We start from the raw sequence: 25,980 nt of genomic DNA, 5'->3' as shown, positions 1-25,980 counted from the left end.
CAGTAACGGTTTCAGCTCTTTACGCGGGCTTAAATTCACGCCGTGGCGTTTATAAGCCTGTTTTTTGATGTGCAGAGCCTTGTTGTACGCAAAACGCACCGCACCGAACTGAGCATTAAGATAGTCAGCCTGTTCTGGTGTCGGATAAATGCGTACTTTTGTGGCTCTTAACATCGTCAGTGCTCATTGATATCATTCATCTATTTTAACAGGTTAAGTGGATATATCAATTGAGTCATCAGTATGAGGCACTGGAGGGATTTCTCCGAAAACGGCACAGCGTCAGTAAACTGGTTGTGCATCTGATTTTCACGACAAAGTACCGTCGAAAGCTCTTTGACAGGCATATGATTGAGCAGCTACGGGAAGCATTCCTGTCTGCCGCCGCAAAGCTCGAATGCGAAATCATAGAGATGGACGGTGAGCGGGATCATGTACACCTTCTGGTCGCATACCCGCCAAAGCTGGCAGTGAGCGTGATGGTTAACAACCTGAAATCAGTATCATCACGGCTACTACGCCAGCAGAATACACATCTACGAATGCAGAGCAAAACAGGGTTGCTGTGGTCAAGATCGTACTTTGTCTGTAGCACCGGAGGGGCAACGCTCGAAACACTCAGAGCCTACGTTCAGAGTCAGTCAACGCCTGAGTGTTCTTGAAAGCCCCACGGGCTTTTCGCCTTATATCCCCGCCCGCACTGGGCAAGGGTTTACGGCGTTTTTCGCTAAAAAGGATCTTGATCTCGCTTATGAACGAATGAAAGAGGTTACAAAATGAGTAGCTTAAAGTCTCTAAAATCCCAAGCATTAGCTAACCCAGATGTAAAAGCTGAGTATGATGCGCTAGAACCAGAATTCGAGCTAATTAATACTCTATTACGCATGCGGCGTGCTGCTGGTTTAACTCAAAATCAAGTTGCACAGCGGATGGGAACGAAAGAAGCGAATATTTCCAGGCTTGAAAAAGGAAATGGAAACCCAACACTTAAAACACTATTGAACTACGCCAGAGCTTGCAATTGTGAACTGCATTTTGGTTTCAAAACAATTTAATCCAAGCGATATAGAAAAGCATCTTCGGGTGTTTTTCATATTTGTTTTCTTTTGTAATAGCCATGCGGGTGAACAACCGAAGGGTTAGCTGGGTAAGCTTCAATACCAAAGTGCATAGCGATACGGTTAGTCAATCTATTAAGTATTATTTTGTTATCAAAATCAACTTTCAAATAAATATCAAAATAAAATAACTCCACTAAACAGTTTGGAAAATAAATATTAAAAGCCTTAAAATAACTGATTTTTATAAACCACATAACACAAGAATTACGACAAAATCCTAACAACACCTTACTTCCTACTTTGCCATTAATTATTAGCAAATCGAGTTACTCATTCACGTAATAATAGTCATAAAGATGTATATCCCTGCTAAATTATTCTGCCTAAACCTCATTATTATCACTCTTTTAATTTATTTGTGGAAAATAATCTAAGACCCACTACCCACAATCAGATTTAGTGTTAACCAAAAGTTATCAGTCGATAACTTTTTTTCATTATCTTTTTTTTAAAAGGTTGCTATCCTTATTTATGTCCTCATAGCAATAAAAAGTCAGCTTACACCGCAAGGGATAAGTTTTATGGCATTAACTCCCTGTGGGTAAAGGTAAATATGAAATAATCGGATATAACCTTATTAGGAGAGTAATATGAATCAAAATGACATTTTCTCCCCAGATATGAGTCACAACGATAGTTTTATAAATCAGTATCGGGCATCTGTAAGAAATAGTACTTCTAGTAGTAATACCTTTATTGTATCTAATGGTGGAGCGACCGCTCTGTTATTACAAAATGGCAGTGTGATCGCTTGGGGGGATGAGCTTTATGGCGGCTTGGTTCCACTAGAAATCGCCGCTCTAAAGGATATCGTCAGCGTGCATGCAACAGGTAAGGCTTTCGTGGCACTACGGGCGAATCGTAGCCTAGTCGCTTGGGGGGATCGGGAATATGGCGGCCTCATTCCACCAGAAATTGCCGCATTAAAGGATATTGTCAGCCTGAGTTTAGCAAGTACTGCTGTCACAGCCCTAAGGGCAGATCACAGCATAGTCGCTTGGGGGACTCACGGTTGGGGCGGACAAATCCCACCAGAAATTGCCAAATTGAAAGATATCGTCAGCATAAGTGCAACAAATTTTGCTTTCTCAGCCCTACGGGCAGATCGCAGCCTAGTTGCTTGGGGATATTCGGATGCTGGTGGCAAGTTACCACCTGAGATCGCCAAATTACAAGATATTGTCAGTCTGAGTACAACAAGCCTTGCTTTCGCAGCCCTACGGGCAAACCACAGCGTAGTCACTTGGGGGAATCAAGGCCGAGAAAAAGAACAGCTTCCACCTGAAATCGCTAAATTGCAGGATATTGTCAAGCTGAGTTCAACAGGTATATCTTTCTTAGCGCAGAGAGCTGACCGCAGTCTGGTCACTTGGGGAAATTCAGATGCAGGTGGCCTACTTCCACCTGAAATTGCCAAATTACAGGACATTGTCAGTTGGAGTACAACGGGAAATTCATTTGCTGCTCTGCGGGCAAACCATAGCGTGGTCGCTTGGGGCGATGAAAAATCAGGCGGTCTACTCCCACCTGAAATTGCCAAATTGCAAGATATCGTCAGTCTGAATTCATCAGTATCCTCATTTTCAGCTCTGCGGGCAGATCGTAGCGTGGTAGCGTGGGGAAATCCGGATTCCGGCGGCCAAGTCCCATCTGAAATTGCTAAATTACAGGATATCATCACCATTGAAGCAACAATATCTGCATTCGCGGCCCTACGAGCAGATCGCAGCATAGTCGCTTGGGGTGATCCAAATTCAGGTGGCCTCATCCCACCTGAAATTGCCAAATTACAGGATATCGTCAGCTTAGATTCTGCCGGAAAAACATTTATGGCCTTACGAGCGAATGGTCAAATAGTAGCTTGGGATACTAAAGTGCATAGTGAATATGATTAGCTCACATCCATTGCATTGCTTGTTTATGTGTAGACCCAAAAAATATGCCAGTGGAAAATATACCTGAACGGTATACCGTCAAACGGGCTATTAAAGGTGAAGAGGGAAAATACATCGGGCAGTCAATACAAGGTGTTGTTTAACTTTTGGCAACACCTCCAACAGACAGCGCTGGAGTCCACCAGATAACGTCAGCAAACAACCCAATGGTGAGTTTTTTAACGACCCTGCCATCCTTGATACCCAAGAGAAGATGAAGCCCTGACAGATGATATCATTTATCCGGGATGTAGCGGGTAGTAACAAATATAAATATTTAACAAAACAATCGGAAAGCAATTCCCGGTTGAATATCCAATGAATTATTTAAAGAAATACGAACATGTTTACTTCCAGATTAACGATGTTGCACTTATTATGTGAATCTACCAAAAACCTTAAAATAACTGATTTTTATAAACCACATAACACAAGAATTACGACAAAACTCTAACAACACCTTACTTCCTACTTTGCCATTAATTATTAGCAAATCAAGTTACTCGCTCACGTAATAATAGTCATAAAGATGTATATTCTCTCTAAATTCTTCCGTTCAAACCTCATTGTTATCACTCTTTTAATTTATTTGTGGAAAATAATCTAAGACCCACTACCCACAATCAGATTTAGTGTTAACCAGAGGTTATCAGTTGATAACTTTTTTCTATTATCCTTTTTCAAAAAGAGCTGCTAGTATTATCTATGTCTTATTAGTCACAGTAGAAAATCAGCTTAACCCGCAAGGGATAATTTTTATGGTATAAGCTCCCCTGTAGGTAAAAGGTAAATCCGATATAACCTTAATTTAGGCGAGTAATATGAATCAAAATGACATTTTCTCTCCTGGCATCGATATTAGCGATAACCTTATAAAGGCAATACCGAGATCCTATTCTGGAAAAAGTAATAGCTCTCGTAGCAATACCCATATTCTATACGCAACCCCCTAATTTTTTGGGATAAGACTCATTATCCGGGATAGTCTTCCCTCCGGCCTCAAACGCAATGGACAATAGTCATGTTGGATGATCCATGTGTACGGCCAGTAATTGCTGATAAATCTGGCAGCAATAACGGAAGATGGCAGGCAAATATACCTTAAGCAATATGCCATCATCCTGGATCTTGAAAGTGATGTGAGGCAATTGAACGAAACCTGCCATTAAGGCAGGTAAGTGTAATAACGGCCTGCACGGGTGATCCGATGCAGAAAATAATCATCTGAAAAAGGAGGACCCTTAAAGGCCAATACAATCTGGCCGGGACAGGGTTATCACAGAGAATGAAAATTTTTAACCTAACAATCGGGGGATCATCCCCATCTGAATATTTAATGAATGCTGGCAACACATTCATCAGCGGAGTGAAACAGGATCTTGGCCGGATAACGGCACATTGTCGCCGGTGGCCAATATGGGTGGTGGGAGTGAGCTTATCTGTAAGTGCACTTTTCGCTACCCCGGTTCTTGCATATACAGCTGAAGTCATAGACTGGGCTCCCCAACGAGCGATTGCTGCCCTCGGGCTGCCGATATTGGATGGGGAAAACAATAACGGTAAGCCAGTTCGTTATCCACCAAACGGGACAAAAAACCTAATAGGTGTTTTTCCACCCAAATCCAATATTAAGTTTCCAGAAACAAAGTATCCCACCGTGTTAAAAGATCTTATGCTTTGGGTTAAAGCGCAAAACCATCTCTTCGTTGTTCCGCACGTCGTTACAGGAAAGTACACCTGTGAGATGGCGGCCTACCGCAAAGACGGGGCAAAAGGAATAGCCAAGTCAACACTTTTTACAGATGCCGTCGTTGTAAATAAGGATATCCACTGGTTCAAAGGGGATAGTAACGTGATGGAGTCCAAATTAGTAGATCTGTATTACTCTGTATCCTGTAAGGGAACAGGTTTTTCATGGCAGCGGAAACCTGAAGAGAAAGTCAAATTCGAAAGTGACTGGAAGAATGGGGTGCCGTCAATTGAAATGCAAGACTGCAAAGATCCCAAATATTCTATCTATAACGTTGTTTTCTGGAGTCCACCAGATGGCTTAAATCCCAATTTTAAAGATCCAGCCATAGTGCTGCAATCTCACGCTGAAAACAATGATAACCAGCAGCAAGTGACCCCCTAAGCGTAAAAGTAATTTACCCGGGAGGGGTGATGGCAACAAATGGTCATCTTTAACAAGGCAGCCGGGGAACAATCCCCGGTTGAATAGGGCGTGTTAGATATTCAGCCTATAAATTCCGACGGGTAAAACCAAACAAGCGGCGATACAAAAATACCCACTCGCTAGCTTTCCCCCAGAAAATTTCTGTGGAAATGCATCGGTAACGCGACACGTATGAGCAGGTACGTGTATACTGTTACAAGAATTTTATTCTGCTTTATTTATACCCAATAGATTTCAAGTTGCAGCGCAGCAGTAAGTGAAGGCAGCAACCTGAAAGATGAAGGGTATACATTGTTATCCAATCAACCAAGATATCATCATGATCCAAGGCACATTATATATTGTCTCTGCGCCAAGCGGGGCGGGTAAATCAAGCCTGATTCAGGCTTTATTAAAAACACAACCTTTGTACGATACTCAGGTTTCTGTTTCCCATACCACGCGCGCAATGCGTCCCGGTGAAAATCATGGTGAACACTATTTCTTTATCACTGAAGAAGCCTTTTGCCAAATGATCGATAATCACGAATTTCTGGAACACGCCCGTGTTTTCGGTAATTATTACGGTACATCCCAGAAAGTGATTGAAGAAACCCTGACCAGTGGCGTTGATGTCTTTCTTGATATCGATTGGCAAGGCGCGCAGCAGATCCGCAAACAAATGCCCTCTGCCCGCAGTATTTTTATCCTACCACCGTCAAAAGAAGAGCTTTGCCGCCGTCTGCGCGGTCGGGGTCAGGACAGTGAAGACATTATTGAAAAACGCATGGAGCAGGCTGTTGCAGAAATGGTTCACTATAACGAGTATGATTATTTAATCGTTAATGACGATTTCAATACTGCATTGGCCGATCTGCACACCATTATCCGTTCAGAACGCCTGCATCGGGAGCGCCAGGCACAACGGCATGATGCTTTAATCAGCAAATTATTGGCAGACTGAACCCAATTTCAGTATTATGCCCAGTCATTTCTTTACCTGTGGAGTCGCACACATATGGCACGCGTAACTGTTCAAGACGCTGTAGAAAAAATTGGTAACCGTTTTGACCTGGTGTTGGTCGCTGCTCGTCGAGCACGTCAACTGCAAACAGGCGGTAAAGACCCGCTGGTTGCTGAAGAGAACGATAAAGTGACCGTTATCGCTCTGCGTGAAGTGGAAGAGGGCCTGATTAACGGTAAAATCTTGGATGTCCGTGAGCGCCAGGAACAACAAGAACAGGAAGCAGCAGAAATGCAGGCGGTTTCCGCTATCGCGGAAAGTCGTCGTTAATCTACGGTAGGTCTGCCTTGTATCTGTTCGAAAGCCTGAATCTGCTTATCCAAAAATACCTGCCTGGGAGTCAAATTGAACTCCTCAAGCAGGCTTATTCTGTTGCACGGGATGCCCATGAAGGGCAAACCCGTACCAGTGGTGAACCCTACATTACGCATCCTGTCGCGGTTGCCTGTATTCTGGCCGAGATGCGTCTCGACCATGAGACACTGATGGCCGCTTTGTTGCATGATGTTATTGAAGACACACCCGCCACCTTTCAGGATATCGCACAACCTTTTGGCCCTGTGGTCGCTGGGTTAGTTGAAGGGGTTTCCAAGCTTGATAAGCTGAATTTCCGCGATAAAAAAGAGGCACAAGCAGAAAACTTCCGCAAAATGATCATGGCGATGGTGCAAGATATCCGCGTCATTTTGATCAAACTGGCAGACCGTACCCATAATATGCGTACTCTCGGGGCGCTACGTCCAGATAAACGCCGTCGTATCGCCCGGGAAACGTTAGAGATCTACAGCCCCTTAGCCCACCGTCTGGGGATTCATCATCTGAAAACGGAGTTAGAGGAATTAGGGTTTGAGGCCCTTCACCCTAACCGCTATCGGGTTATCAAAGAGGTGGTAAAAGCGGCCCGTGGTAACCGTAAGGAGATGATCCAGAAAATTTTGTCTGAAATTGCAGGCAGGCTGGCTGAAGCCAATATTGAGTGCAAAGTCAGTGGCAGGGAAAAACATCTCTATTCTATCTACCGGAAAATGCACCTCAAAGAGCAACGTTTCCATTCTATTATGGATATCTATGCATTTCGGGTCATTGTTAATAATGTTGATATCTGCTATCGGGTTTTGGGGCAGATGCACAGCCTGTATAAACCCCGCCCGGGCAGAGTCAAAGATTACATTGCTATTCCTAAGGCCAACGGCTATCAATCTTTGCACACTTCCCTGATTGGCCCTCATGGGGTGCCAGTTGAGGTCCAGATCCGCACCGAAGATATGGATCAAATGGCTGAAATGGGCGTCGCAGCACACTGGGCTTACAAAGAACAAGGTGAATCCGGTACCGCCGCGCAAGTTCGCGCTCAACGCTGGATGCAAAGTTTGCTGGAGCTACAGCAAAGTGCCGGCAGCTCTTTTGAATTTATCGAAAGCGTTAAATCTGATCTGTTTCCTGATGAGATTTACGTTTTTACCCCGAAAGGGCGCATTGTGGAATTACCCGCCGGTGCCACCCCAGTTGACTTTGCTTACGCCGTACACACCGATATTGGTCACGCCTGCGTGGGTTCGCGAGTGGATCGTCAGCCATATCCACTGTCTCAATCGCTTGCCAGCGGCCAAACCGTTGAAATTATCACCGCACCGGGCGCTCGTCCAAATGCGGCCTGGCTGAACTTTGTCGTCAGTTCAAAAGCCCGCGCTAAAATCCGCCAGTTGCTGAAAAACCTTAAGCGGGAAGACTCCATTGGGCTGGGCCGCCGCCTGTTAAATCACGCGTTAGGTAATGGGAAAAAACTTGTTGATATTCCACAGGAAAATATCACTAAAGAGTTGACGAGAATGAAACTCTCAACAATAGATGATCTACTGGCTGAAATCGGGCTTGGCAATACCATGAGTATCGTCGTCGCCCGCAACCTGTTAGGCGCACAGGAAAATACCACAAGCACAAGCACCAGTAGCCATAACAGCAGAGCCCGTAAATTGCCCATCAAAGGCGCTGACGGTGTACTTATTACTTTCGCCAAATGCTGCCGCCCCATCCCCGGAGACCCAATTATCGCCCATATCAGCCCCGGCAAAGGGTTGGTTATCCACCATGAATCCTGCCGTAATATTCGGGGCTATCAGAAAGAACCCGAAAAATTTATGGCCGTTGAATGGGATAAAGAGATCAATAACGATTTCACCGCCGAAATAAAAGTGGATATGTTTAACCACCAAGGGGCTTTGGCAAATCTGACTGCCGCCATTAACGCAGCCAATTCCAGTATTCAAGGTATGAATACTGAAGAAAAAGATGGTCGTGTTTACTGCGCTTTTATCCGGCTGACCACCAAAGATCGTATTCAGTTAGCGAATATTATGCGCAAAATCCGAATTATGCCGGATGTGATGCGAGTCAGCCGTAACAGAAACTAAACCGGATAGCCCGTGCAAATCAGCAGGTGAACAGCCAACCGCGCTATCCACAGCCGACCCACAAGACACTACCGGCAATGACGGCACCAGCCGCACGTCATCCCGGTTATCAAAGAACAGACCAATCAATGCTGAATCAACCTCATCCAGTATGCGGTCTAACCAACCCTCTCCCTCCACACCAAACATCAATACCAACCCGATAGCGATAAACAACAGTGGCAAAATCCATGTTCGGCACCAATACGCTAACAGCAGACGGGGATACAGCGAGTAGCGAATTTTGTTGCCCAATAAAAATCCACAGACAGTCAACAATACAATACCGATAACCAGTACCACCCGGCTTATCAGCATCCCATAAGGCATCACACACGCAATCGATAAAAACTCATCTTCCATCATGTCCCACCAAACAGCCACATGTGTGATACGACTCAGGAGATAAACGGAACACAAGCCCGCTGCAAAAACCAAGTGCGCATGTGATTAGCTTGTGATGACGTCCGGGAGCGCGTCGATTTCACCGTTTTCGTTACCGGCGCCTGACCCTTCTGGGGCATAGGTTCAACAACTGCCGTAACAATCAGCATCAGCCGACGGCTTCCCTGCTTCTCACGAAAGAAGACTTTTTCACAGGCAATCACATCACGTCGCTCATTGTAGATATAATTCATTACATCTGTTGCCCGGCGTTCCGTCACTCGGAACACCTGGCTGATTTCACTTTTGGTAAATCCGCGTCCCTTCAATAATCCCCAATACGCGACCGCCATGTACAACGGTGTATCATTCAAATGAGACAAGCAGGCAGGCAGACGAAAATCCCCATGATTACTTTGTTTACCCGTAATAGTCTGACTTCCAAGCAAATCGGTCTGACTGCCGCTTATCTGAAGCAGCATTGAATCATTAACATTGATTGTCATTTTACTCTCCCCCGGTGACTAACTGGTTTTCCTGTTACCACATGAGAAATGAAATACTGTGATTTATCTGAAATGAAATACCTATAGGCTAATCCGCCCACCATATTTAATGATTTGTGTAAAAATAACGCTCGTCGCAGGCGCTATGGCCTTACCAACGTCATGTCAAAACTCGTCTGGAAAGCACCATAATCCGAACGCGTCAATCTCCGGAGTTGCCAGACGCTTCCAGTGAAAGAGAAGCGAAAAGTCGTAGTCTGTTGTGTAGGTGGTGTAGATGGTGTAGGGTTCTCTACTTGAAGGCACACAAAACCACCCGTTCCTGCATCTTTACTATTATTACCGTCGGCAAATGTTATTTGCTTATTCATTGACTGCGTTGTATTACCTTTACCCACAACAATATTCCCCCCACAACTAAATTTAGGATCAGCACTGAAACTAACCGGACCACTCTGAGAAGGTCCCTGGACTTCTACGCTAGACAGCGCAAGCTTTACCCCCAACGCTTCATTATTAATCTCTTTATTATCCTCCTCTGCATTATGTATCACCCGCAACATTTGATTCTGAGTACCTGGCATTAGATATTGGGAAGATGCCACCACAATTACCGTGCCGCCTGTATTTTCTCCTTCGGTGACAATGCAGGAAACTTTCATCATACGCCAGCTCATATCCTTGAGTTTGACGGGGTTGAAGTGACCGCTTCCCGGGGGGTCGTCTACTGGCTGAACCTCACCAAAGCCAAATGTGAAGCCATAATTAGAGTCCGCCGGAAAAAAACACTCTGGCGGCTGCAATATTACTGTAGGGTCTTTAATCTCAGGGAGACTACCTAGTGGTCGTTGCCAAACTACAAAATCGTTCTCACGTGAGGTCTTAACCTGAAATCCTACAAGATCACCATTAGGACTCGTGTCGAATTTGATCTTCTGGTCGGGATGTCGCTGCCATGAAAAGTTGTCCCCGCTACAAGAAGCATCGAATTTGAAATCTTGCAATGCCGCATTTTTTACATCTTCATCAATCTTGGTATCGCCATTGTTTACCTCAAGAGATTCGTATTCAGTTTGATTAAGACCCGAATTATTCATCATATCCAGCGAAAAGCGCTTTTCCGCTGTTCCCGGACGATTATCCTTAAAGCTAGCTTTAATTTTACAGTTGTATGTACCCGAGCTAACTTGCAAAGCGTCAAAGATTTTCCCCTTAGATACGAGCCGAAACTTAGCGTTCTCCATCGTTATTTTGGGGTCATCTCCTTGCCACAACATTGATGATACATTGGGAAACACAATATTTGCGCCTAAGTTTGCTTTCCCCGATGCGGGATAAGTGATGACAGAGCGATTCCACGGCACTGCTTGCCTAGGCCCAAGCGCATCACTAACTGCCGCTGCGTTCCAGTATTCTACTTGTGTAGCAAGTACCGAGGAGGAAGAAAAGATACCCACAGATAGGCATATTACGCCTGCCCATGTCGGCCGCTGGCAACGATAAGCTACCATCCGACCAACAGCCTGCATTATCCTGTTAATAAACATTTTATTCATATTCATGCGATACCCAACCAAGGATTACTCCCCAATTGTCCTGTTAGAACTTCTCATTCGTTGCCATCACCCCGTCTCAGCCGAAATACATCCACCTCTCAGGGGATTCCTCTTCTTTTGGTTTTCTGCATTGGATTGCCCGTGCAGATTGTCACCATACAGCATCCCTTTTTAACGGCAGGTTTCGTTCAGTTGCCTCATTGGACTCCAACTCTTATCGCCTTTCTTCTTTATCGGAGGCGCTCCCAAGTCAAATGCCACCTCGCACTGGCTATCCGGTGTATTACTCCACTTCACTTTCAGTACCCCCTTAGACGGCATACCACTCAGGTACACTTGCCCACCATCTCCCACTATCGCCGCCAGATTTGTATCTGCCTCCCCTTTCAGCCCCGCCATTGCCCCAAACGGTACAGGTTTACCGCGATAGGTGAGATTCATCAGCAATTGCTGCCCAATACGTACGGGGTAATCCACTATCACAACAGCCCCCTTCGTCGGGAATACGTTCTTGCTGCCTTGCTCCATATTCGCCCCTTCAGGCAGCGATGACGGGTCTAAGCTAATACTGTTGCGGCTGTATGTCCTGGCATATGGCATAACCGCATACCCCCAGCGATCAGTAGTAACCGAGCTGGAGTTCATCACACGCACACCTTCAACCCCCGCGGTTCGCACTAACACAGCAGCATCGCCAATACGCGACGTCAAGGTGACGCCATGCTGATGAGCAATCAATCCTCCGTTAACCCCATAGTTCACACTACGCCCCCCCTGTGAATCGTAGTTGTATCCCAAGTTCGCCTGCCCGAAAGCGCCATTGTATCCCATCGACACGGAGCCACTGTTTCCTTGCCCTTGATTAGCCTGGCTTTGTGATACGCTCCAGGACAGACTATTGTCATCCAGTACGGAGCCACCTAACCCTAGCTGGCTATTGCTACGCCCGGAACTATCACGAAAGAAATTATAATTAGCATACGCATTATTCAGGGCCGCATAGGAGCCAAATAAGCTCAGAGGAACATTCACGTTCAACGAAATTTGCCGGTTCTCAGGCCAATCACCATTACCTCGCATGCGATCAATGCTGTAATTAAGCCCCCAACCCACACGGTAGAAAGAACCATTCAACCCCATCGACAGCGTGGTATTGGTTTTAGAGCTGCCCCAGTAGTTATCCCGCCGACCACTGAGCCACAAGGAATAATTACCGGGCAATGACTGGCTTAGTCTCGTTTGCCAACTGCTACGCCGCCGTTCAGACATCCAATAGGGAAGTTCTCCCCAAACACTGTAGCCTTGGATATTCGCATCCGAGAAACTCAGATAATTACGGGTGGAATAGCGGTACGCGGTTAAATCCACTGTCGTGCCAGTGGTCAGCATACTTTTCGAATATTTAGCACGGTAAGACTCCCCGCGCAGGAAGTTAGTCGCATTTTGCAACCGAGTTCGAGCCGTCGTGACATCCGCAGATAACGCCCCCATCATACCAAGGGAAAACCCAGCCCCCAGCGCCGCAGACTGGTACGATTGCGCCACCAACCCCCCACCGTATAATGTGACGTTGCCAGGCAAACCGTAAATCATCGAGGCCATGCCAAACACCGGCTTACGATTGTTGTATCCCCCCGCACGATAGCGCCCGGCTGCCACTTCGTACTTAAATTGCCCCTGCCGCAGCATCATGGGCAAACTAGAATAGGCTTGACTGAACCCATGGTGGGTACCATCCGCCTCAGTTATCGTTACCTGTAAGTCGCCTGCGGTACTGCTGCCGACCAGATCTGTGATACGAAATGGGCCTGGCGCGACGTTGGTTTGGTAAATCACGCTTCCATTCTGCGTTACCGTAATCTGCGCATTGGATTTAGCTATCCCGCTGATAATCGGTGCAAAACCACTCTGCCTGCCAGGCATCATTGCGTCACTGGAGGCAAGCCCAATACCCCGATAAGGAAAACCATCAAATACCTGACCCGCTACGTTGCCAGTCGAGGTATCCCCTATCGTCAGGTCACTGCGTAACATCACTACATCACGCTGCAAATAGGTTTGTAAAAAATTCCAACTTTGTTGGGATTGCGTCGTTTTCTTCGCTGGACCATTAAATGAGTCATACCAATTATAAGTCTGAGTACTATAAGAATAGGTGGCAGTATTACGCAGACGCCAGGCCCCCAAATTCAACCCAGAATTAAAGCTACCGAACAAACTCTGACTCGTCTGCTTATTGCCAAATTGTGAGCGTCGGTTCTGATTGCCATTAATATTGTAATTCAATAAAAAAGCCGGAATCCCCTCTTGCCACAACTTTGGATCAACCAGACCATTCTCCAAAGGTTTCATCGCTATCTGGGGAACACTCAAGCTCAACTTCATCTGAGAAAAATTCAGATGAGCCGTGGCCTGAGGAATGAATTTGCTTAATGGACTACCCATTGGTTTATCCGGCGGCAATGCTTTTAATGCCGGTATACTACCCACATTAACACCTGCGGCCTCCAATAAATTTGGGGTAAGTACAGGAACCAGCGCGTTACTATCAGCACCATTATGCTGGAACGTAACATCACGTGAATCAAAGAAAGTACTATTAATGTAGATGTCAACTCGGTAAGTTCCCGGCGCCTGACCACCAGCAGTTTCAAACTGTGATAAATCCACCGTCTGCCCTGAACTTTGACCAAACTCCAATAAAGAAGGATCAAAATAGTCACGCGCTGTTACCTGAGTATGCCAACCCGCCAGTAATACCAACATCATCCGGTAAAAAACCGGTGAAAGGCACAATTCTATTCCGCATTTTGACAAGGACATAGCGGTGGAAATGCCCGGACTTATACGACAAATAGACGGACGTTCTGAACGACGGCTTATTGCCGGAATTATTACTTTCATTCTTAATTGCCATCTCTATTATTTAATACTAGGTCCGTTGCTCACCTATCTTCTGTTGATATCTGCAACGCCACTCACTATTAGCTAGCGGCGGCCAGAGACAACAACGGACCGGCTCTCTTCATCGGTATTTAAACCAAATTCATCGATAGCTCGCCACAATACTGTGACATGACTACCCGGTAGTGCTTTACCCGATGGCAGTGACCAGCTCTGCTGACTCAATGGCGGCACCATACTGAACAAACTCCCAACAGGCATAGCAAACGAATTCACCTTCAAAGTCTGCAACGTTATCCAGAACGGCGACGGATTCGTTAGAGTCACAGTATCTTCCTTGACCGATACCTGTAACTGCTTCACGGCTCCAGCAACCCCCTCTTTTGGTAATCCTTTCGGGCGATAGAACAACTTCACTGCCAGAGTCATGATCACTTTCATCTGGACAAAGTTATTTGGCGCAGAATTTTCCTTCTCGGAAGGCAACAGACGCACATTCAGAAAGAACACCGACTCACGATCTTTCGGAAAGTCCCCACCAGTACGAAGGATTTTCAGTACTTGGCTACTATGCGCATTCACCTTGCCCAGAGGAGGAATCACGATAAACGGCGCATTAACCGCTGTCGGTAAACCGCTCTTTGGGTCCATTTCCCGTACCATTGACTGAATCAGGTAGTTGTCGTCACTGTTATTACTGAAAGTCGACATGGCACCGTTGCTGGATGACCCAAGGTAGATCACACGCGGCTCATCGATAAACGTCCCCCGCGGCTCTGCCTTCAGTCGCGATACAGGCAAGATCATTAACAAAGTACACAACACAGCTGTATATATCTGTTTCATTGAAGTATCCCATTCATGCCATGTAGTGTTTCTTCATCCCAAAAATATGACTCAGTCCCAAACATTGGTTAGTGGCTCTGCAATACACCGTTCTGCGGCTTACTTTCTCCCCCGAAATCGGTCATCATCGCCCACGTCACCTTATCAGCCGCTTTACCGGCCAAGCCGGTCAGGGAATAAGTCACCTGACCAAAAGGCGCTAACATGGATGGCGCTTTATTCAAGTTTATGCTTTCACCAGCCAGGTTCAGCCAGGAAAACGTTTGGTAATACGGCGTCGGATTAACCACCACAACGGTATTGCTGGTTCGCGTAAACGTCAGCCGGGAATACGCCTGTTTCGGTGTCATCGGTAGATTATCTGGCCGGTAAATAAATTTAATGTTCATACCTAGCGAGATAGACAAGGATGCATCAACCTTATCCTGTTGCCCATCAGACTCACGGGGAGCTACCCCCGCAGGAATCGCATTGATGCGAAGACGAAACAGTGACTCACGATCAGCCGGGAAATCACCACCGGTACGGATAACGCGCATCACATTCGCGCTGTTACCCTCTAGACGAAATAAGGGGGGCAGCACAGTAAACGCCGATGACCGAGTCTTGATATCATCCCATGAGGTCACTGCCGCCTGTATCAGATACGCGCCATCACCCGAATTCTGCAACGAGATACTTTGTACTTTGTCACTTTGATGATAAACCAGCCGTGTCTGTCCTAGCATCAGACCGGCATGAGCCGGTAACGCCATCATTGCCCATAGCCCCAATAATCCCATTACCCACGCTTTTATATTCACCGTTTTTATATTCATACCTTCCACTTCACTTCTGGCAACATTTATCAGGCGTACCTGAATTTAGTTATCACGAATACTCAAACTCAAAATGTATAATGGCAATTAGAACTCCTCCGACCACTCTATGTCCTTTATCACCGGCCATAACCGCCGAAAATGTCATGGATTGACCATCGTTATTATCAAGGTTCGGTTCAAAATCGAAGCGTACCGGGTCGAGAATAGACTTCACCTCGACTAATCCCGGGTTAACGCCCCCCTCTTTGCTCAGCAACATTCCCACCCACTTAGCGTTAGAACCTATCGTCCTGAAAAGGTAAGGATTGTTACTATCAGTGTCCTTATTACCCCATACGAACAGGGTCGGTTGCTTTCTAATTTGAGTACCGTCCCCTTTGAGAGGCGCCTGATTACAACCCGACAGAGTGAATTTTAACGTTCTTCTCGTTTCTTCCAGAGATGCACCATCCTTGAACTGACTGGCCCTGTAAGGTTTTTCGTAATTTATAGAATATGTGCCACCCGACATGCCATTCACTGACAGCACACAAGTCGGGGGCAACAGAAAACCGGTCAATGAAAAATTAGCAGTTGTCTCGTAAGGTCCAGTTTGAGCTTGCACCGGCAGAACCAGATTGGCACTCAACCCGACCATTATCATGACGAGTAACAAAGACTTTGTCCGATTGCGATAGCCTATTAAACAACTGTTCATACGTTTTTTATTATTCATTTTCATCCAACTCCCCTTATCACTCGTTTCCCAACTTTGTATCCTCCGTGATAAATCGCCCTCATCGATAGGTAAATGTAAAAGTGACACTCGCATGTAATTGACCCGGTCGAATAACACCGTCACCCTGCGGCTCCCTAGCGATCGCTACCACTATAGGAACTTCCGCCTGCTGGTCTTCAATTTCAATACCAAGATTATCGTTTAGCGATACAATCCTTCCAGTGGATATTAAGTCACGCCAATCAATCTCGTCGTCTCCATCATCCGACACTGAATACATGAGAACAAATCCAAATCCCTCAGAACTATCAGAGCCATCAGAATCACGGAACATTTTGGGTTCGTTGTTGATGGTAGTACCTTCCACAGATATCTGGGGATCACTGCCAGTATTAGCATTCGGATAGCCACAATTAGTCAACTTCAATTGAAGCTTATGAGGGCTTAATATATCCCCTGGCTTTGCAAAACTCGCTGCCGACAACGAACCGAAATCCAGCGTACCTCCGCTGCTTATCTCCATATCACAAGGATCTGGAATAATCGTAGCTTGAAACTGCACATCCACTCCACTCGTGCTTGTTTCGCGATGCCCCTCAGCCACCCCACTGACCGCCAGAAACAATAGAACCAATATAGAACAGCAGAAGCAGCGCATTACCGCATATCTGCCCTTGGTCAGACAGGCCAACGGGTCATTCAGCCTATTCTTTTCTTGTCCTGTCACTGTCCCAAACATCGTACTTGCCTCAAATTAATTCTATGACTTTTCTGTTAACGGATATCGCACTGCAATGCCGATAACATCAGCGATAATCAAACGTAAATGTCATCGTTGCGCTGATTTTGCCTGTCTTTTTGCAATCAGCTGCCAGTTCACCGGCGACTTGAGCACACCTCAGTGAAAACTTGACCGGCACAGAAACAGAAGGGGCGTGGTCATTTATGATTGTGCCTTTATTAGCCAAGTGAAATGGGACACCATTCTTCAAATTCGAGGACCACTCCCCGCCATTGAGTGTCTTCAATTGCACAGTAATGCCCATTTCCGCCGTTGAAGCTGTACTTTCTGTACCACGATTACGAAACAGTGTTTCATCCGTATCAACGTGATCGCCGGTAACGGTGATTGTGGGAGTAATACTGTCTTTATTGACCACAGCAGTGCAATTTTTCAGCGTCAGATAGGCTTCCTTGTTGATTTTGCCTGATACTACGTCTTTAAATTGCACAGTACCTAGTTCGATATTGCTGTCGCTCGCAGAGATATCACACGTCCCTTGAGTAATTGTGGCCTTAAACTTGGCATCGACAGAATTCTTCGCCCACAAAGGAGCAGAAAAAAGCCACAAAACCCCCGCCATGCCGATGTAACTCAGGTACCTGCGTACATACAGAACCATTGAGATACCGGTTTTATTGAATTGCGCCATCGAAGTTATCTCCTCCACCGAGATCGTTGATCACCGCCCATTCCACTTTCTTTTTATTCTGACTATTCTGAGCGGGATAAACGTGGGTACTAAAAGGCGCCAGCATTTGCGGATGACTTTCAGAAAACTTCACTGGCACCCCATCAACTTTGATCTGGGTAAAGCTGATGTGATAAGGCGAATTATTACTGACTTGAATGCCCCCGGCAGCATGGGTAAAGCGCAGCGCTTTGTATGCCTGCTCTGGCGTACCCACTAACCCCGTTGGCCGATAAAATAGTTTGATGGTGTTGCCGATGGCATAAGTTATTCCACCGCCAATTTTGGCGCTTTCAAAACGCTGGCCCGGAGGATTCCTACCGGGAATCGCGGAAGCATTAAAATAAAAGACACTTTCCCGATCGGTTGGCAACTTACTGGTATCACCTAAGATGCGCAGGACATTGGTTCCCTTAGGGTCCAAACGGAATAAAGGAGGAGAGACGTAAAAGGGTGCTTTACCGTTGCCATCAACGGTGCGAGTAATTTTAGTTGTCACCAAGTAAGGGATATTAGTTGTTGTATTGCGTACTGAGACTGTTGTTTCAGCTTTATCCTGTAAGAAAATAATGCGTGTAGCATCGATGCCAAACCCGCCTTCGGCCTGACTCTGTGACGCGAACAAAAACGCGCCCAATACCAAGCCTTTTATTATTATGTTAGGAAGTCGGAGTTTACTGATCATCTTTTGTTTCTCATATTTTGGCTCGGTTAGCCAATAGTCGCCTAATAAAAGGCACCATCAATCATCTAAAATTTTTCATCGAAGGAGCCTGAGGAAGCATCCCTCAGGCTGAAACAACATAAGCATTAGTTATACGCATAGGAGAAGGTGATGGGGGCAGTAATCTGCTGGTTTCCAGGAATATCTTCGCCCGTTGTGGCTATATATACAACAAATTCTGCATGACTATTCGTCATATCAGGTTCCTCTTTGTTGTCTTGTTTCACAGTAGAAACAGTCATAGGAACCGTGCTTTCACTTTTAATAGGCGTGAATACATTATTTTTTAGAGAATTTAGTAGTACTATACCTGCCGATTTATCAGTCTCTTTGTTAAAGAGATAACCCCCTGATTTCTGCAAGGTTTGACCTGTCACATACAACTTAACTTTACCTGCATCTGTATTTTCTTTAGAGCAGTTACTAAGACCAATAGTGAAATGCCTTTCACTGTCCTTTATAAATTTTGAAATCCCTGTGCCTGGAAATTTCGTACCTGCGGCGTCAAAATCTGTGTTTTTATGGTTCCCCGTATCCACCGACCCATTTGAACCAGGGTTGGTAACATCACATGTTGCAGCCACAATCATACCGGTAACATTTACTATGGCATTATTCGCCGCATTAGCAGCCGAAGCTGCCCCCAAAACCAACGCCGCCACGACGCTTATCTTTAATATCTTTTTCATTTCATTAATCCTACTTAACTATCGAACAAAAATCAGACTTAACTTTACATACCATTTGCTGATTATCAGTAACACTTAGCTGTACATAAAATTGTCAATTAGGACCATTTTGACAATCGAGATACACCCTGAAACTTATGTTCAAAAATTCACCACAAACAAAATAATTAAATGATAATTTGCAAAATTTAAGAGTATTTTATTGTTGAATCCGAAAAATAAGAGCAACAATTTCAAGAAAGGAACCTAGGAAATGAGGTATTTTTGGGGATTGTAGGAAAAAATTAGGTTATTTTGGTATAGCTGTGTTAGAATACATAATGCTTTACAAAGATATACAATTCTGTATCTTTCTTTATTAGAAAATCTTGAGTATAGTTTCGTGGTGGGTGTATCTCGATTGTCAAAATGGTCCTAATTGTAGTGATTAAAGTTTACCCTTCACGCCCCAAACTCCTTGAAAACGTTCAGCATTACTCGCGGTATAACGTACAGTATGGCGAATGTTTTTATGTCCAAGATAATCTTGTATCAGTCGAGTATCCACTCCCCGGTCTGCAAGGGCAAAACCACAGGCATGACGCAACATATGCGGATGCGGAACGACAGCAATATTCGCCAATTGCCCTAATCGAGTAATAATCTGGTAAATCCGCTGGCGCGTAAGTGGCTTCCCTGAGCGTGACAAGAACAACCAATCACTATCCGCCCCCAAGAAAGTTTTGCGCACTTTCAGCCATGCCTTAATCGCCCGCACCTCACGACGCAATAGGGGATGGTTAGTACAAAATCCCCCCTTTAATCGCCGGATGTACAGGCATCTTTCTTTCAACTCCATGTCAGATAATCGTAAATACCTGGCTTCGCTGACACGAAAACCATGGATAAAACTCATGTACACCAGACAATAATTCCGCTCTGGATTAGCACCGGCTTTCGCCATTTCCAACATGCTTTCTACTTCTGACTGAGTCAGATATTTTCTTTGGCCCATGACTATTTCTCCAAACATATTGATAGCATAACCCGGCTATTATTCCCCCCTGACAGAATCGTTCCCAACTTCGAGACATAAGCCAGCAACAAACAGAACCAAGGAATAAAATACACACCATCAATTTGCCCAAATGGCATGTTGTTCACCGGGGACACAGAGGGTTATACAGATGAGAGGTAGGATTTAAACACCTTTTTTTGATTATTTTTTCATCATTACGGGAACATGCTGTTAAATTTGGTTGATAACCTTGATGATTACAGGTGTTTCCCCGCAGTGTATTGACATGATTTTCAACCAATTATTAGGAAAATATTACGTTGATTACCTTAACCCGGTCTGTATTATTATGGAAAATAAGCAAGACCGGTTCGCAACCAATGAAACATGACGAACTGTCAAGCAATCAATGGAGAGAAGAAATCGCATGAAAGGCCAACTGCTTGATGCCATCCCTTTAACTTCCCTGCATGGCGTCGGGGCAAGTCAGGCAGCTAAACTGGCAAAAATGGGCCTGATCAACTTGCAGGATCTGCTATTGCACTTCCCTCTTCGTTACGAAGACCAGACCCGCCTTTATACGATTAATGATCTTTTGCCCGGTATCCATGCCACAATCACAGGGGAAATCCTGCGCACTGATATTGTTTTTGGCCGCCGCCGGATGATGACCTGCCAAATCAGTGATGGTACCGGTGTGCTTACACTGCGCTTTTTTCACTTCTCTGCGACAATGAAAAACAATCTGGTCAAAGGGAAACAAGTTGTTGCCTATGGTGAAATCAGAAAAGGGAGTCATGGCGCGGAAATTATCCATCCTGAATATAAAATCCAGAATTATGCCGGGAATGTGCAGCTTCAAGAAACATTAACCCCTATTTATCCGACAACAGAAGGGGTTCGTCAGGCGGCTCTTCGCAAGCTGATTGATCAGGTGCTGGAATTGCTTGATACCTGTGCGATCAACGAACTCCTGCCGGAAGAGCTTAGCCGTTCGATGATCAGCCTGCCACAAGCATTACATACCCTGCACCGTCCACCGCCAGATATTGCGCTGGCTGATCTAGAAACCGGCAAACATCCAGCCCAGCGCCGTCTGATCCTGGAAGAACTTCTGGCGCATCATTTGAGTATGTTAGCAGTTAGAGCGGGTGCACAACGCCATCACGCTCAATCGCTGCCGACTGAAAACAAGTTAAAACAGCAGTTCCTCAACCGCCTGCCATTTTCTCCAACTAACGCGCAACAACGGGTTGCAGCGGAAATTGAGCAAGATCTGGCAAAAGATGTTCCCATGATGCGGCTGATTCAGGGAGATGTTGGTTCAGGAAAAACGCTGGTTGCCGCATTGGCTGCGTTGCGGGTTATTGCGCATGGTAAACAGGTCGCCTTAATGGCGCCAACTGAGCTACTGGCAGAGCAGCACGCAAATACATTTCGGCAATGGCTGGAGCCTTTGGGGATTCAGATCGGCTGGCTGGCTGGCAAGCAAAAGGGGAAAGCACGTCAGAAACAGCAAGAAGCCATTGCCAGCGGGCAGGTCGCTATGATTGTTGGTACACATGCCATGTTTCAGGAACAGGTGAAATTTTCCGGTCTGACGCTGGTGATTATTGATGAGCAACATCGTTTTGGTGTGCATCAACGTCTGTCTTTGTGGGAAAAGGGGCGCGAACAGGGTTTTCATCCGCACCAATTGATTATGACGGCAACACCGATTCCCCGGACTCTGGCAATGACCGCCTACGCGGATCTCGATACTTCTGTTATTGATGAACTGCCACCGGGGAGAACCCCGGTCACAACGGTTGCGATCCCGGATACACGCCGTGAAGAGATTATCAAACGGATCAAAAATGCCTGCCTTGATGAAAACAGGCAAGCCTATTGGGTCTGTACACTGATTGAAGATTCCGATGTGCTGGAAGCTCAAGCGGCACAAGTCACCAGTGAAGAATTGACGCTCGCCTTGCCGGAATTAAAAGTTGGGTTGGTACATGGCCGAATGAAAGCCGCAGAAAAGCAGCAAGTGATGGAAGCTTTTAAGCGTGGAAAACTACAGCTTCTGGTTGCAACAACGGTTATCGAAGTGGGTGTAGATGTGCCAAATGCCAGTTTGATGATCATTGATAACCCGGAACGGCTTGGCTTGGCGCAACTACATCAATTACGCGGACGAGTTGGCCGTGGTGCTATCGCCTCTCATTGTGTTTTACTTTACAAAACGCCGCTAAGCAGTACCGCCAGAATACGCCTGCAAGTGCTTAGAGACAGTAATGATGGGTTTGTTATCGCGCAGAAAGATCTGGAAATTCGTGGTCCCGGTGAATTGTTGGGGACGCGTCAAACAGGGAGTGCGGAATTTAAGGTGGTTGATTTGCTGAGAGATCAGGGAATGTTGCCGGAAGTACAGCGTATTGCCCGGCATATCCACCAGCACTATCCTGAACATGCTCGCGCCTTAATTGAACGCTGGTTACCGGAACGGGCACATTATAGTAATGCGTGATTGAGAATATATCGGAGCGGGCTTTTCGTTTCTCACCGCTGCCAAAAATACGGATATCTGGCTTTATTCAATAATTAAGATGCTCTGCTATAGAGCTTTCTTTTAATTATTCTATTAAATTGATAATGTATTATTTCCAAAGGAATTAAAAATACCACCACAATTATTCCTGAATTAGTGCCAGCGTTAAAATATATCCCCAGAAAATATAAATGGTTTTTTATTATTTTCTTAAAAAATCGAATATAATACCTCGAATTAATTGATACGACATGTCACTATCCGAAGTCTTTTACCAGCTAATTGGGGTGACAGGCGGTTCCGCTATTTTTCATCAAATTCAGTTGATGGCGTGTGCGGTATTAGCGCAACATTATGCTCAAAGGTTAAAACGGGAATAGATGTAAACCTATAATAGGAAATTGTCATTAATATATTAATGGTAATTATTATATTTACATCAATATAATATTGAGTTGCTAAGTTTAGATAGTAAATATTTCTATTAATCCAATGAATGTAATTTTAAATATTTTCTTTTCGAAGTATAGAACTTTGATGGAGGTCACGCAAATAGTAGTTTTGTTGGTTCTTTTTATCCTATACTTATATTTCATCATGGTACATATTAGGGTGTTTTTAAATTAGAGCCAAATAAATCTACGTTGATATAATGGAGAGCTTAATATGATTTATATCAAAAGTCTTTCAGATAATGTGGTTAAAGTTGCAATTAGTAAATGGAGTAGTGAAGAAGGTGATGACAAATATTTTGATATTAACCCAGGAGAGGTGGCTCAATGGGGTAGATCAGATGAGCGCGGCTTTTTAATGTCAGTAATATTCAAGGATAATGATGCATGGTTATATTCAATAAGATCAAATGGCTACATAATTATTTATAGTAACAAGGTTGAAAATAACGGCGCACAGATATATTCTTTATATTCAGTACAATCTGTCTAAAAAATTTTTATTTCACTAGTTTTTTGATTTAATTTATGTGCATATGCTGTTGAATTAAATGAAAATTTTTATTATTTATATAGTGGAGGATTTATGATTCATGTTAAAAACCTCTCAACTGAACCGGTTAAAATTTCGGTTAATAAATGCGGAGAGGAAGGTAGAGAGGAATATTTAGCTCTTGATTGTGAAGATGTCAAGGTGTGGGATCTCTCCGATACGCATGGTTTTATATTGTCAGTAATACAGAGAGGTATTGAAAAATCATATTCTGCTTCGCAGAACAGTTTTATTATTATCTTTGATGATTATGTACAAGATAGCGGCATCAATATATCTCATCAAGAGAAATAAATGATAACTTGTCATCCGATTTAATTGAGTGTGAGACAAAATTAAATCACCATAATCAGGAATGGAATCTCCATTCCTGAACTATTTATATTCAACGGTCTGCTACTTTCGCCCCTAATGCTTGTTTTTCTGCTTGATTGATAAAGATATCTCCAGCCTCTTTATAATTAATCCATTGTTTTATCAACTTCTTCTGTCAGCGTTTCCAGACCAGGTGTTTAGTTCCAATATTTGATGTGTCAGATAATAGAAAAAAGTTATCGACTTATAACTTTAGGTTAATACTAAATTGATTTTTTGGTAGTTAGTTTTATATTATTTTTATCGATAAAGAGTAAAAATTAAAATTATGAGGTTTGAGCAGAATAATTTAAGGAAGATGTACACCTTTATGGCTACTCTTATTAATACGCAAACATGTAACTTAAATATGTAAAATAATCTTGTAATTATTATCTGCAAAGCAAAGAATAAAAATCACCAAGAGGGGCGAAATATATTTTCTATTTATAAAAAAGTGAGTTATTTTGATTTTTTATAGGTTGAATTATTATATTTTTCTCAGAAATTGGTTAATGGTCGGCAATAACAAAATAATACTTAATGGATTAACTAATCATATTCACTATGCGCTTTCAGCTTAGAACTCCTTGATGATGCTCACTATCTGCTATAGTTTTATGCGCATAAATGAGGTGTCTGATGAAAATACAATGCGTCTCAACCGTAGAACGAAGACAATCCGGTAAACGTAGTACAAATGTGTATTTGACCGCTAAGGTGGTAGATGAAGCCCGTGATTTAGATCAATTTCAAAATAAGGTTTCAGTGTAGGGGTTGTAAACCTGGACCATCCAAAAGGTTGGCGGTTGGTTATTTTGATTACTGGTAGCTCCATGCACTTTTAACCATAATAGCTATTCGAACCATTTTAGACGGTAGGTAATGTATGGAAATTATTCCCGCACAATTGGCTAAGAACCAGTTTGGTGATCTGATTATGAAAAGTTCAGCGTGAGCCTGTGGAAATTAGTAAGCATGTGGCCGTGGTTATCTCTCCTGAAGAGTATGATCAGTTCGTACAACTCAAGTTACAGAATTTAAAAACCGTTCTGGCTGAATCTATTACACAAGCTGATCGTGGCGAATTGCATAGTATTGATAATGTATTTACACCGTTGACGGTTGATGAACTTGAGGGTAAGGCTTAGGGATAAGTGTCCGGTTTACGAAGAAAGCCAGAGAGCATATTCGTGCAATCAAACTCTATTCTATGCGCCGATGGGGCGAATGTTGCGGAAGCTTATTCAACTTCGTTACGTGTGACTTTGACGAAAATTCTTGATCGTCACCCATCCCCTGGTCGTGATCGCAGTGAGGATCTTTATTTTGGTGTGCTGCGTTTCCCCGTAGAGAGCCACATTATTTACTACCGGGAAGTTCCGACGGGTATTGAAGTGTTGGCGGTGTTACATCAGACGTAAGATCCACATAACCATCTATAGAGCATAAAACATGGGGCACTTTATTTAACCTCAGCTCTGCTTAAGAACAGAGATTTCAGAAGCACGTAGATTCAGACTCGGTCTTATCGCTTGGAATGTAAATGCGCCGCTTCTATGCGTTTCGTGCATTGACTCAAGCATTTTTATGCCGATAACGTATCAATAGTAAGTTTGTCAGGCATTTGTTCAAGCTCAGTCCAGTGATTTTCATCACTGTTTCACGGTCGATACTCACACTTCGGTGACTGTTCTGACAGTCACCGTAAGATCCTCTTTTAACATGAATCATTGAATACTGATTAAAAACTCTCAGCACGAGTTAGTGGCGTATTTGCTCAAGTTCGT

General features: G+C 44.4%; 27 protein-coding genes. 12 read left to right on the top strand and 15 right to left on the bottom strand.

Annotated features, from left to right (window positions below; all coding sequences use genetic code 11):
- Positions 1-174: helix-turn-helix domain-containing protein (locus ABR397_RS19895; protein ID WP_350307254.1), on the bottom strand; the 174-nt coding region annotated here is incomplete at its 3' end.
- A gap of 56 nt (positions 175-230) precedes the next feature.
- Between ABR397_RS19895 and tnpA the strand changes: the two genes are divergently transcribed.
- Positions 231-662, top strand: a complete 432-nt coding sequence (tnpA, locus tag ABR397_RS19890) for an IS200/IS605 family transposase (protein ID WP_350307253.1) — start codon at positions 231-233, stop codon at positions 660-662.
- A gap of 114 nt (positions 663-776) precedes the next feature.
- Positions 777-1,055: a helix-turn-helix domain-containing protein gene (locus ABR397_RS19885; protein ID WP_054479513.1), complete on the top strand. Its 279-nt coding sequence runs from the start codon at positions 777-779 to the stop codon at positions 1,053-1,055.
- Positions 1,056-1,090: 35 nt separating this feature from the next.
- On the opposite strand, the gene ABR397_RS19880 is transcribed toward ABR397_RS19885, so the two are convergent.
- Complete coding sequence (locus ABR397_RS19880; RefSeq protein WP_350307252.1) at positions 1,091-1,348, bottom strand: hypothetical protein; 258 nt, start codon at positions 1,346-1,348, stop codon at positions 1,091-1,093.
- Between the two features lie 363 nt (positions 1,349-1,711).
- On the opposite strand from ABR397_RS19880, the gene ABR397_RS19875 reads away from it, so the two are divergent.
- The 5 genes from ABR397_RS19875 (at position 1,712) to spoT (ending at position 8,645) form a co-directional block, all read left to right on the top strand.
- Entirely contained in the window at positions 1,712-3,016 is a 1,305-nt protein-coding gene (locus ABR397_RS19875; RefSeq protein ID WP_350307251.1) for an RCC1 domain-containing protein, read from the top strand.
- A gap of 1,375 nt (positions 3,017-4,391) precedes the next feature.
- On the top strand, positions 4,392-5,189 hold the full coding sequence (locus ABR397_RS19870) for a hypothetical protein (RefSeq protein ID WP_350307250.1): 798 nt from the start codon (positions 4,392-4,394) through the stop codon (positions 5,187-5,189).
- Between the two features lie 361 nt (positions 5,190-5,550).
- Positions 5,551-6,174, top strand: a complete 624-nt coding sequence (gene gmk, locus ABR397_RS19865; protein WP_021326362.1) for a guanylate kinase — start codon at positions 5,551-5,553, stop codon at positions 6,172-6,174.
- Between the two features lie 54 nt (positions 6,175-6,228).
- On the top strand, positions 6,229-6,504 hold the full coding sequence (gene rpoZ / locus ABR397_RS19860) for a DNA-directed RNA polymerase subunit omega (RefSeq protein ID WP_011144672.1): 276 nt from the start codon (positions 6,229-6,231) through the stop codon (positions 6,502-6,504).
- Positions 6,505-6,521: 17 nt separating this feature from the next.
- Entirely contained in the window at positions 6,522-8,645 is a 2,124-nt protein-coding gene (gene spoT / locus ABR397_RS19855; protein WP_054480504.1) for a bifunctional GTP diphosphokinase/guanosine-3',5'-bis pyrophosphate 3'-pyrophosphohydrolase, read from the top strand.
- Here the strand turns inward: spoT and ABR397_RS19850 are convergent.
- The 13 genes from ABR397_RS19850 to ABR397_RS19790 form a co-directional block, all read right to left on the bottom strand.
- On the bottom strand, positions 8,577-9,047 hold the full coding sequence (locus tag ABR397_RS19850; protein WP_350307249.1) for a hypothetical protein: 471 nt from the start codon (positions 9,045-9,047) through the stop codon (positions 8,577-8,579). The two genes, spoT and ABR397_RS19850, sit on opposite strands and share 69 nt — an antisense overlap.
- Before the next feature lie 35 nt (positions 9,048-9,082).
- On the bottom strand, positions 9,083-9,574 hold the full coding sequence (locus ABR397_RS19845; RefSeq protein ID WP_054480509.1) for a CaiF/GrlA family transcriptional regulator: 492 nt from the start codon (positions 9,572-9,574) through the stop codon (positions 9,083-9,085).
- Positions 9,575-9,717: 143 nt separating this feature from the next.
- The gene (locus ABR397_RS19840; RefSeq protein WP_214085182.1) at positions 9,718-11,136 is read right to left on the bottom strand and encodes a hypothetical protein; all 1,419 of its coding nucleotides are present in this window, start codon (positions 11,134-11,136) and stop codon (positions 9,718-9,720) included.
- 165 nt (positions 11,137-11,301) lie between these two features.
- Positions 11,302-14,034, bottom strand: a complete 2,733-nt coding sequence (locus tag ABR397_RS19835) for a fimbria/pilus outer membrane usher protein (RefSeq protein WP_350307248.1) — start codon at positions 14,032-14,034, stop codon at positions 11,302-11,304.
- Between the two features lie 84 nt (positions 14,035-14,118).
- Complete coding sequence (locus ABR397_RS19830; RefSeq protein WP_054480513.1) at positions 14,119-14,880, bottom strand: fimbrial biogenesis chaperone; 762 nt, start codon at positions 14,878-14,880, stop codon at positions 14,119-14,121.
- Between the two features lie 68 nt (positions 14,881-14,948).
- Positions 14,949-15,698: a fimbrial biogenesis chaperone gene (locus tag ABR397_RS19825; protein WP_350307247.1), complete on the bottom strand. Its 750-nt coding sequence runs from the start codon at positions 15,696-15,698 to the stop codon at positions 14,949-14,951.
- A 52-nt stretch (positions 15,699-15,750) separates the two neighbouring features.
- A complete protein-coding gene (locus ABR397_RS19820) occupies positions 15,751-16,512 on the bottom strand; it encodes a hypothetical protein (RefSeq protein ID WP_350307246.1) in 762 nt (253 codons plus the stop codon).
- Entirely contained in the window at positions 16,478-17,158 is a 681-nt protein-coding gene (locus ABR397_RS19815; protein ID WP_350307245.1) for a fimbrial protein, read from the bottom strand. Before ABR397_RS19815 ends, ABR397_RS19820 begins: the two co-directional genes overlap by 35 nt.
- 67 nt (positions 17,159-17,225) lie before the next feature.
- Complete coding sequence (locus tag ABR397_RS19810) at positions 17,226-17,852, bottom strand: fimbrial protein (protein ID WP_350307244.1); 627 nt, start codon at positions 17,850-17,852, stop codon at positions 17,226-17,228.
- A complete protein-coding gene (locus ABR397_RS19805; protein WP_350307243.1) occupies positions 17,836-18,576 on the bottom strand; it encodes a fimbrial biogenesis chaperone in 741 nt (246 codons plus the stop codon). The genes ABR397_RS19810 and ABR397_RS19805 overlap by 17 nt, the downstream gene beginning before the upstream one ends.
- A 125-nt stretch (positions 18,577-18,701) precedes the next feature.
- Complete coding sequence (locus ABR397_RS19800) at positions 18,702-19,304, bottom strand: fimbrial protein (protein WP_350307242.1); 603 nt, start codon at positions 19,302-19,304, stop codon at positions 18,702-18,704.
- Positions 19,305-19,731: 427 nt separating this feature from the next.
- Complete coding sequence (locus ABR397_RS19795; RefSeq protein ID WP_350307241.1) at positions 19,732-20,298, bottom strand: tyrosine-type DNA invertase; 567 nt, start codon at positions 20,296-20,298, stop codon at positions 19,732-19,734.
- Between the two features lie 2 nt (positions 20,299-20,300).
- The gene (locus tag ABR397_RS19790) at positions 20,301-20,438 is read right to left on the bottom strand and encodes a hypothetical protein (protein WP_350307240.1); all 138 of its coding nucleotides are present in this window, start codon (positions 20,436-20,438) and stop codon (positions 20,301-20,303) included.
- A gap of 290 nt (positions 20,439-20,728) precedes the next feature.
- Here ABR397_RS19790 and recG point away from each other — a divergent pair, with 290 nt between their 5' ends.
- The 5 genes from recG (at position 20,729) to ABR397_RS19765 (ending at position 25,614) form a co-directional block, all read left to right on the top strand.
- Positions 20,729-22,810, top strand: a complete 2,082-nt coding sequence (recG, locus tag ABR397_RS19785) for an ATP-dependent DNA helicase RecG (protein ID WP_350307239.1) — start codon at positions 20,729-20,731, stop codon at positions 22,808-22,810.
- 687 nt (positions 22,811-23,497) lie between these two features.
- Positions 23,498-23,776, top strand: a complete 279-nt coding sequence (locus ABR397_RS19780) for a hypothetical protein (protein ID WP_350307238.1) — start codon at positions 23,498-23,500, stop codon at positions 23,774-23,776.
- 93 nt (positions 23,777-23,869) lie between these two features.
- Complete coding sequence (locus ABR397_RS19775; RefSeq protein WP_350307237.1) at positions 23,870-24,130, top strand: hypothetical protein; 261 nt, start codon at positions 23,870-23,872, stop codon at positions 24,128-24,130.
- Positions 24,131-25,152: 1,022 nt separating this feature from the next.
- Complete coding sequence (locus ABR397_RS19770; RefSeq protein WP_350307236.1) at positions 25,153-25,341, top strand: hypothetical protein; 189 nt, start codon at positions 25,153-25,155, stop codon at positions 25,339-25,341.
- 42 nt (positions 25,342-25,383) lie between these two features.
- Positions 25,384-25,614: a type II toxin-antitoxin system RelE/ParE family toxin gene (locus ABR397_RS19765; RefSeq protein ID WP_350307235.1), complete on the top strand. Its 231-nt coding sequence runs from the start codon at positions 25,384-25,386 to the stop codon at positions 25,612-25,614.
- Positions 25,615-25,980: the final 366 nt, after the last annotated feature.

This window comes from Photorhabdus viridis, from assembly GCF_040256935.1.
Taxonomy (GTDB): Bacteria; Pseudomonadota; Gammaproteobacteria; order Enterobacterales; family Enterobacteriaceae; genus Photorhabdus; species Photorhabdus viridis.
The sequence above is the reverse complement of the archived record's forward strand: the minus strand, read 5'-3'. Positions and strand labels throughout refer to the sequence as shown.

Coding starts and splice junctions, on each gene's coding strand:
- ABR397_RS19885 (WP_054479513.1), top strand. CDS start 777: ATGAGTAGCTTAAAGTCTCTAAAATCCCAAGCATTAGCTAACCCAGAT.
- ABR397_RS19875 (WP_350307251.1), top strand. CDS start 1,712: ATGAATCAAAATGACATTTTCTCCCCAGATATGAGTCACAACGATAGT.
- ABR397_RS19870 (WP_350307250.1), top strand. CDS start 4,392: ATGAATGCTGGCAACACATTCATCAGCGGAGTGAAACAGGATCTTGGC.
- gmk (WP_021326362.1), top strand. CDS start 5,551: ATGATCCAAGGCACATTATATATTGTCTCTGCGCCAAGCGGGGCGGGT.
- rpoZ (WP_011144672.1), top strand. CDS start 6,229: ATGGCACGCGTAACTGTTCAAGACGCTGTAGAAAAAATTGGTAACCGT.
- ABR397_RS19850 (WP_350307249.1), bottom strand. CDS start 9,047: ATGGAAGATGAGTTTTTATCGATTGCGTGTGTGATGCCTTATGGGATG.
- ABR397_RS19845 (WP_054480509.1), bottom strand. CDS start 9,574: ATGACAATCAATGTTAATGATTCAATGCTGCTTCAGATAAGCGGCAGT.
- ABR397_RS19840 (WP_214085182.1), bottom strand. CDS start 11,136: ATGAATATGAATAAAATGTTTATTAACAGGATAATGCAGGCTGTTGGT.
- ABR397_RS19835 (WP_350307248.1), bottom strand. CDS start 14,034: ATGAAAGTAATAATTCCGGCAATAAGCCGTCGTTCAGAACGTCCGTCT.
- ABR397_RS19830 (WP_054480513.1), bottom strand. CDS start 14,880: ATGAAACAGATATATACAGCTGTGTTGTGTACTTTGTTAATGATCTTG.
- ABR397_RS19825 (WP_350307247.1), bottom strand. CDS start 15,698: ATGAATATAAAAACGGTGAATATAAAAGCGTGGGTAATGGGATTATTG.
- ABR397_RS19820 (WP_350307246.1), bottom strand. CDS start 16,512: ATGCGAGTGTCACTTTTACATTTACCTATCGATGAGGGCGATTTATCA.
- ABR397_RS19815 (WP_350307245.1), bottom strand. CDS start 17,158: ATGTTTGGGACAGTGACAGGACAAGAAAAGAATAGGCTGAATGACCCG.
- ABR397_RS19810 (WP_350307244.1), bottom strand. CDS start 17,852: ATGGCGCAATTCAATAAAACCGGTATCTCAATGGTTCTGTATGTACGC.
- ABR397_RS19805 (WP_350307243.1), bottom strand. CDS start 18,576: ATGATCAGTAAACTCCGACTTCCTAACATAATAATAAAAGGCTTGGTA.
- ABR397_RS19800 (WP_350307242.1), bottom strand. CDS start 19,304: ATGAAAAAGATATTAAAGATAAGCGTCGTGGCGGCGTTGGTTTTGGGG.
- ABR397_RS19795 (WP_350307241.1), bottom strand. CDS start 20,298: ATGGGCCAAAGAAAATATCTGACTCAGTCAGAAGTAGAAAGCATGTTG.
- ABR397_RS19790 (WP_350307240.1), bottom strand. CDS start 20,438: ATGCCATTTGGGCAAATTGATGGTGTGTATTTTATTCCTTGGTTCTGT.
- recG (WP_350307239.1), top strand. CDS start 20,729: ATGAAAGGCCAACTGCTTGATGCCATCCCTTTAACTTCCCTGCATGGC.
- ABR397_RS19780 (WP_350307238.1), top strand. CDS start 23,498: ATGATTTATATCAAAAGTCTTTCAGATAATGTGGTTAAAGTTGCAATT.
- ABR397_RS19775 (WP_350307237.1), top strand. CDS start 23,870: ATGATTCATGTTAAAAACCTCTCAACTGAACCGGTTAAAATTTCGGTT.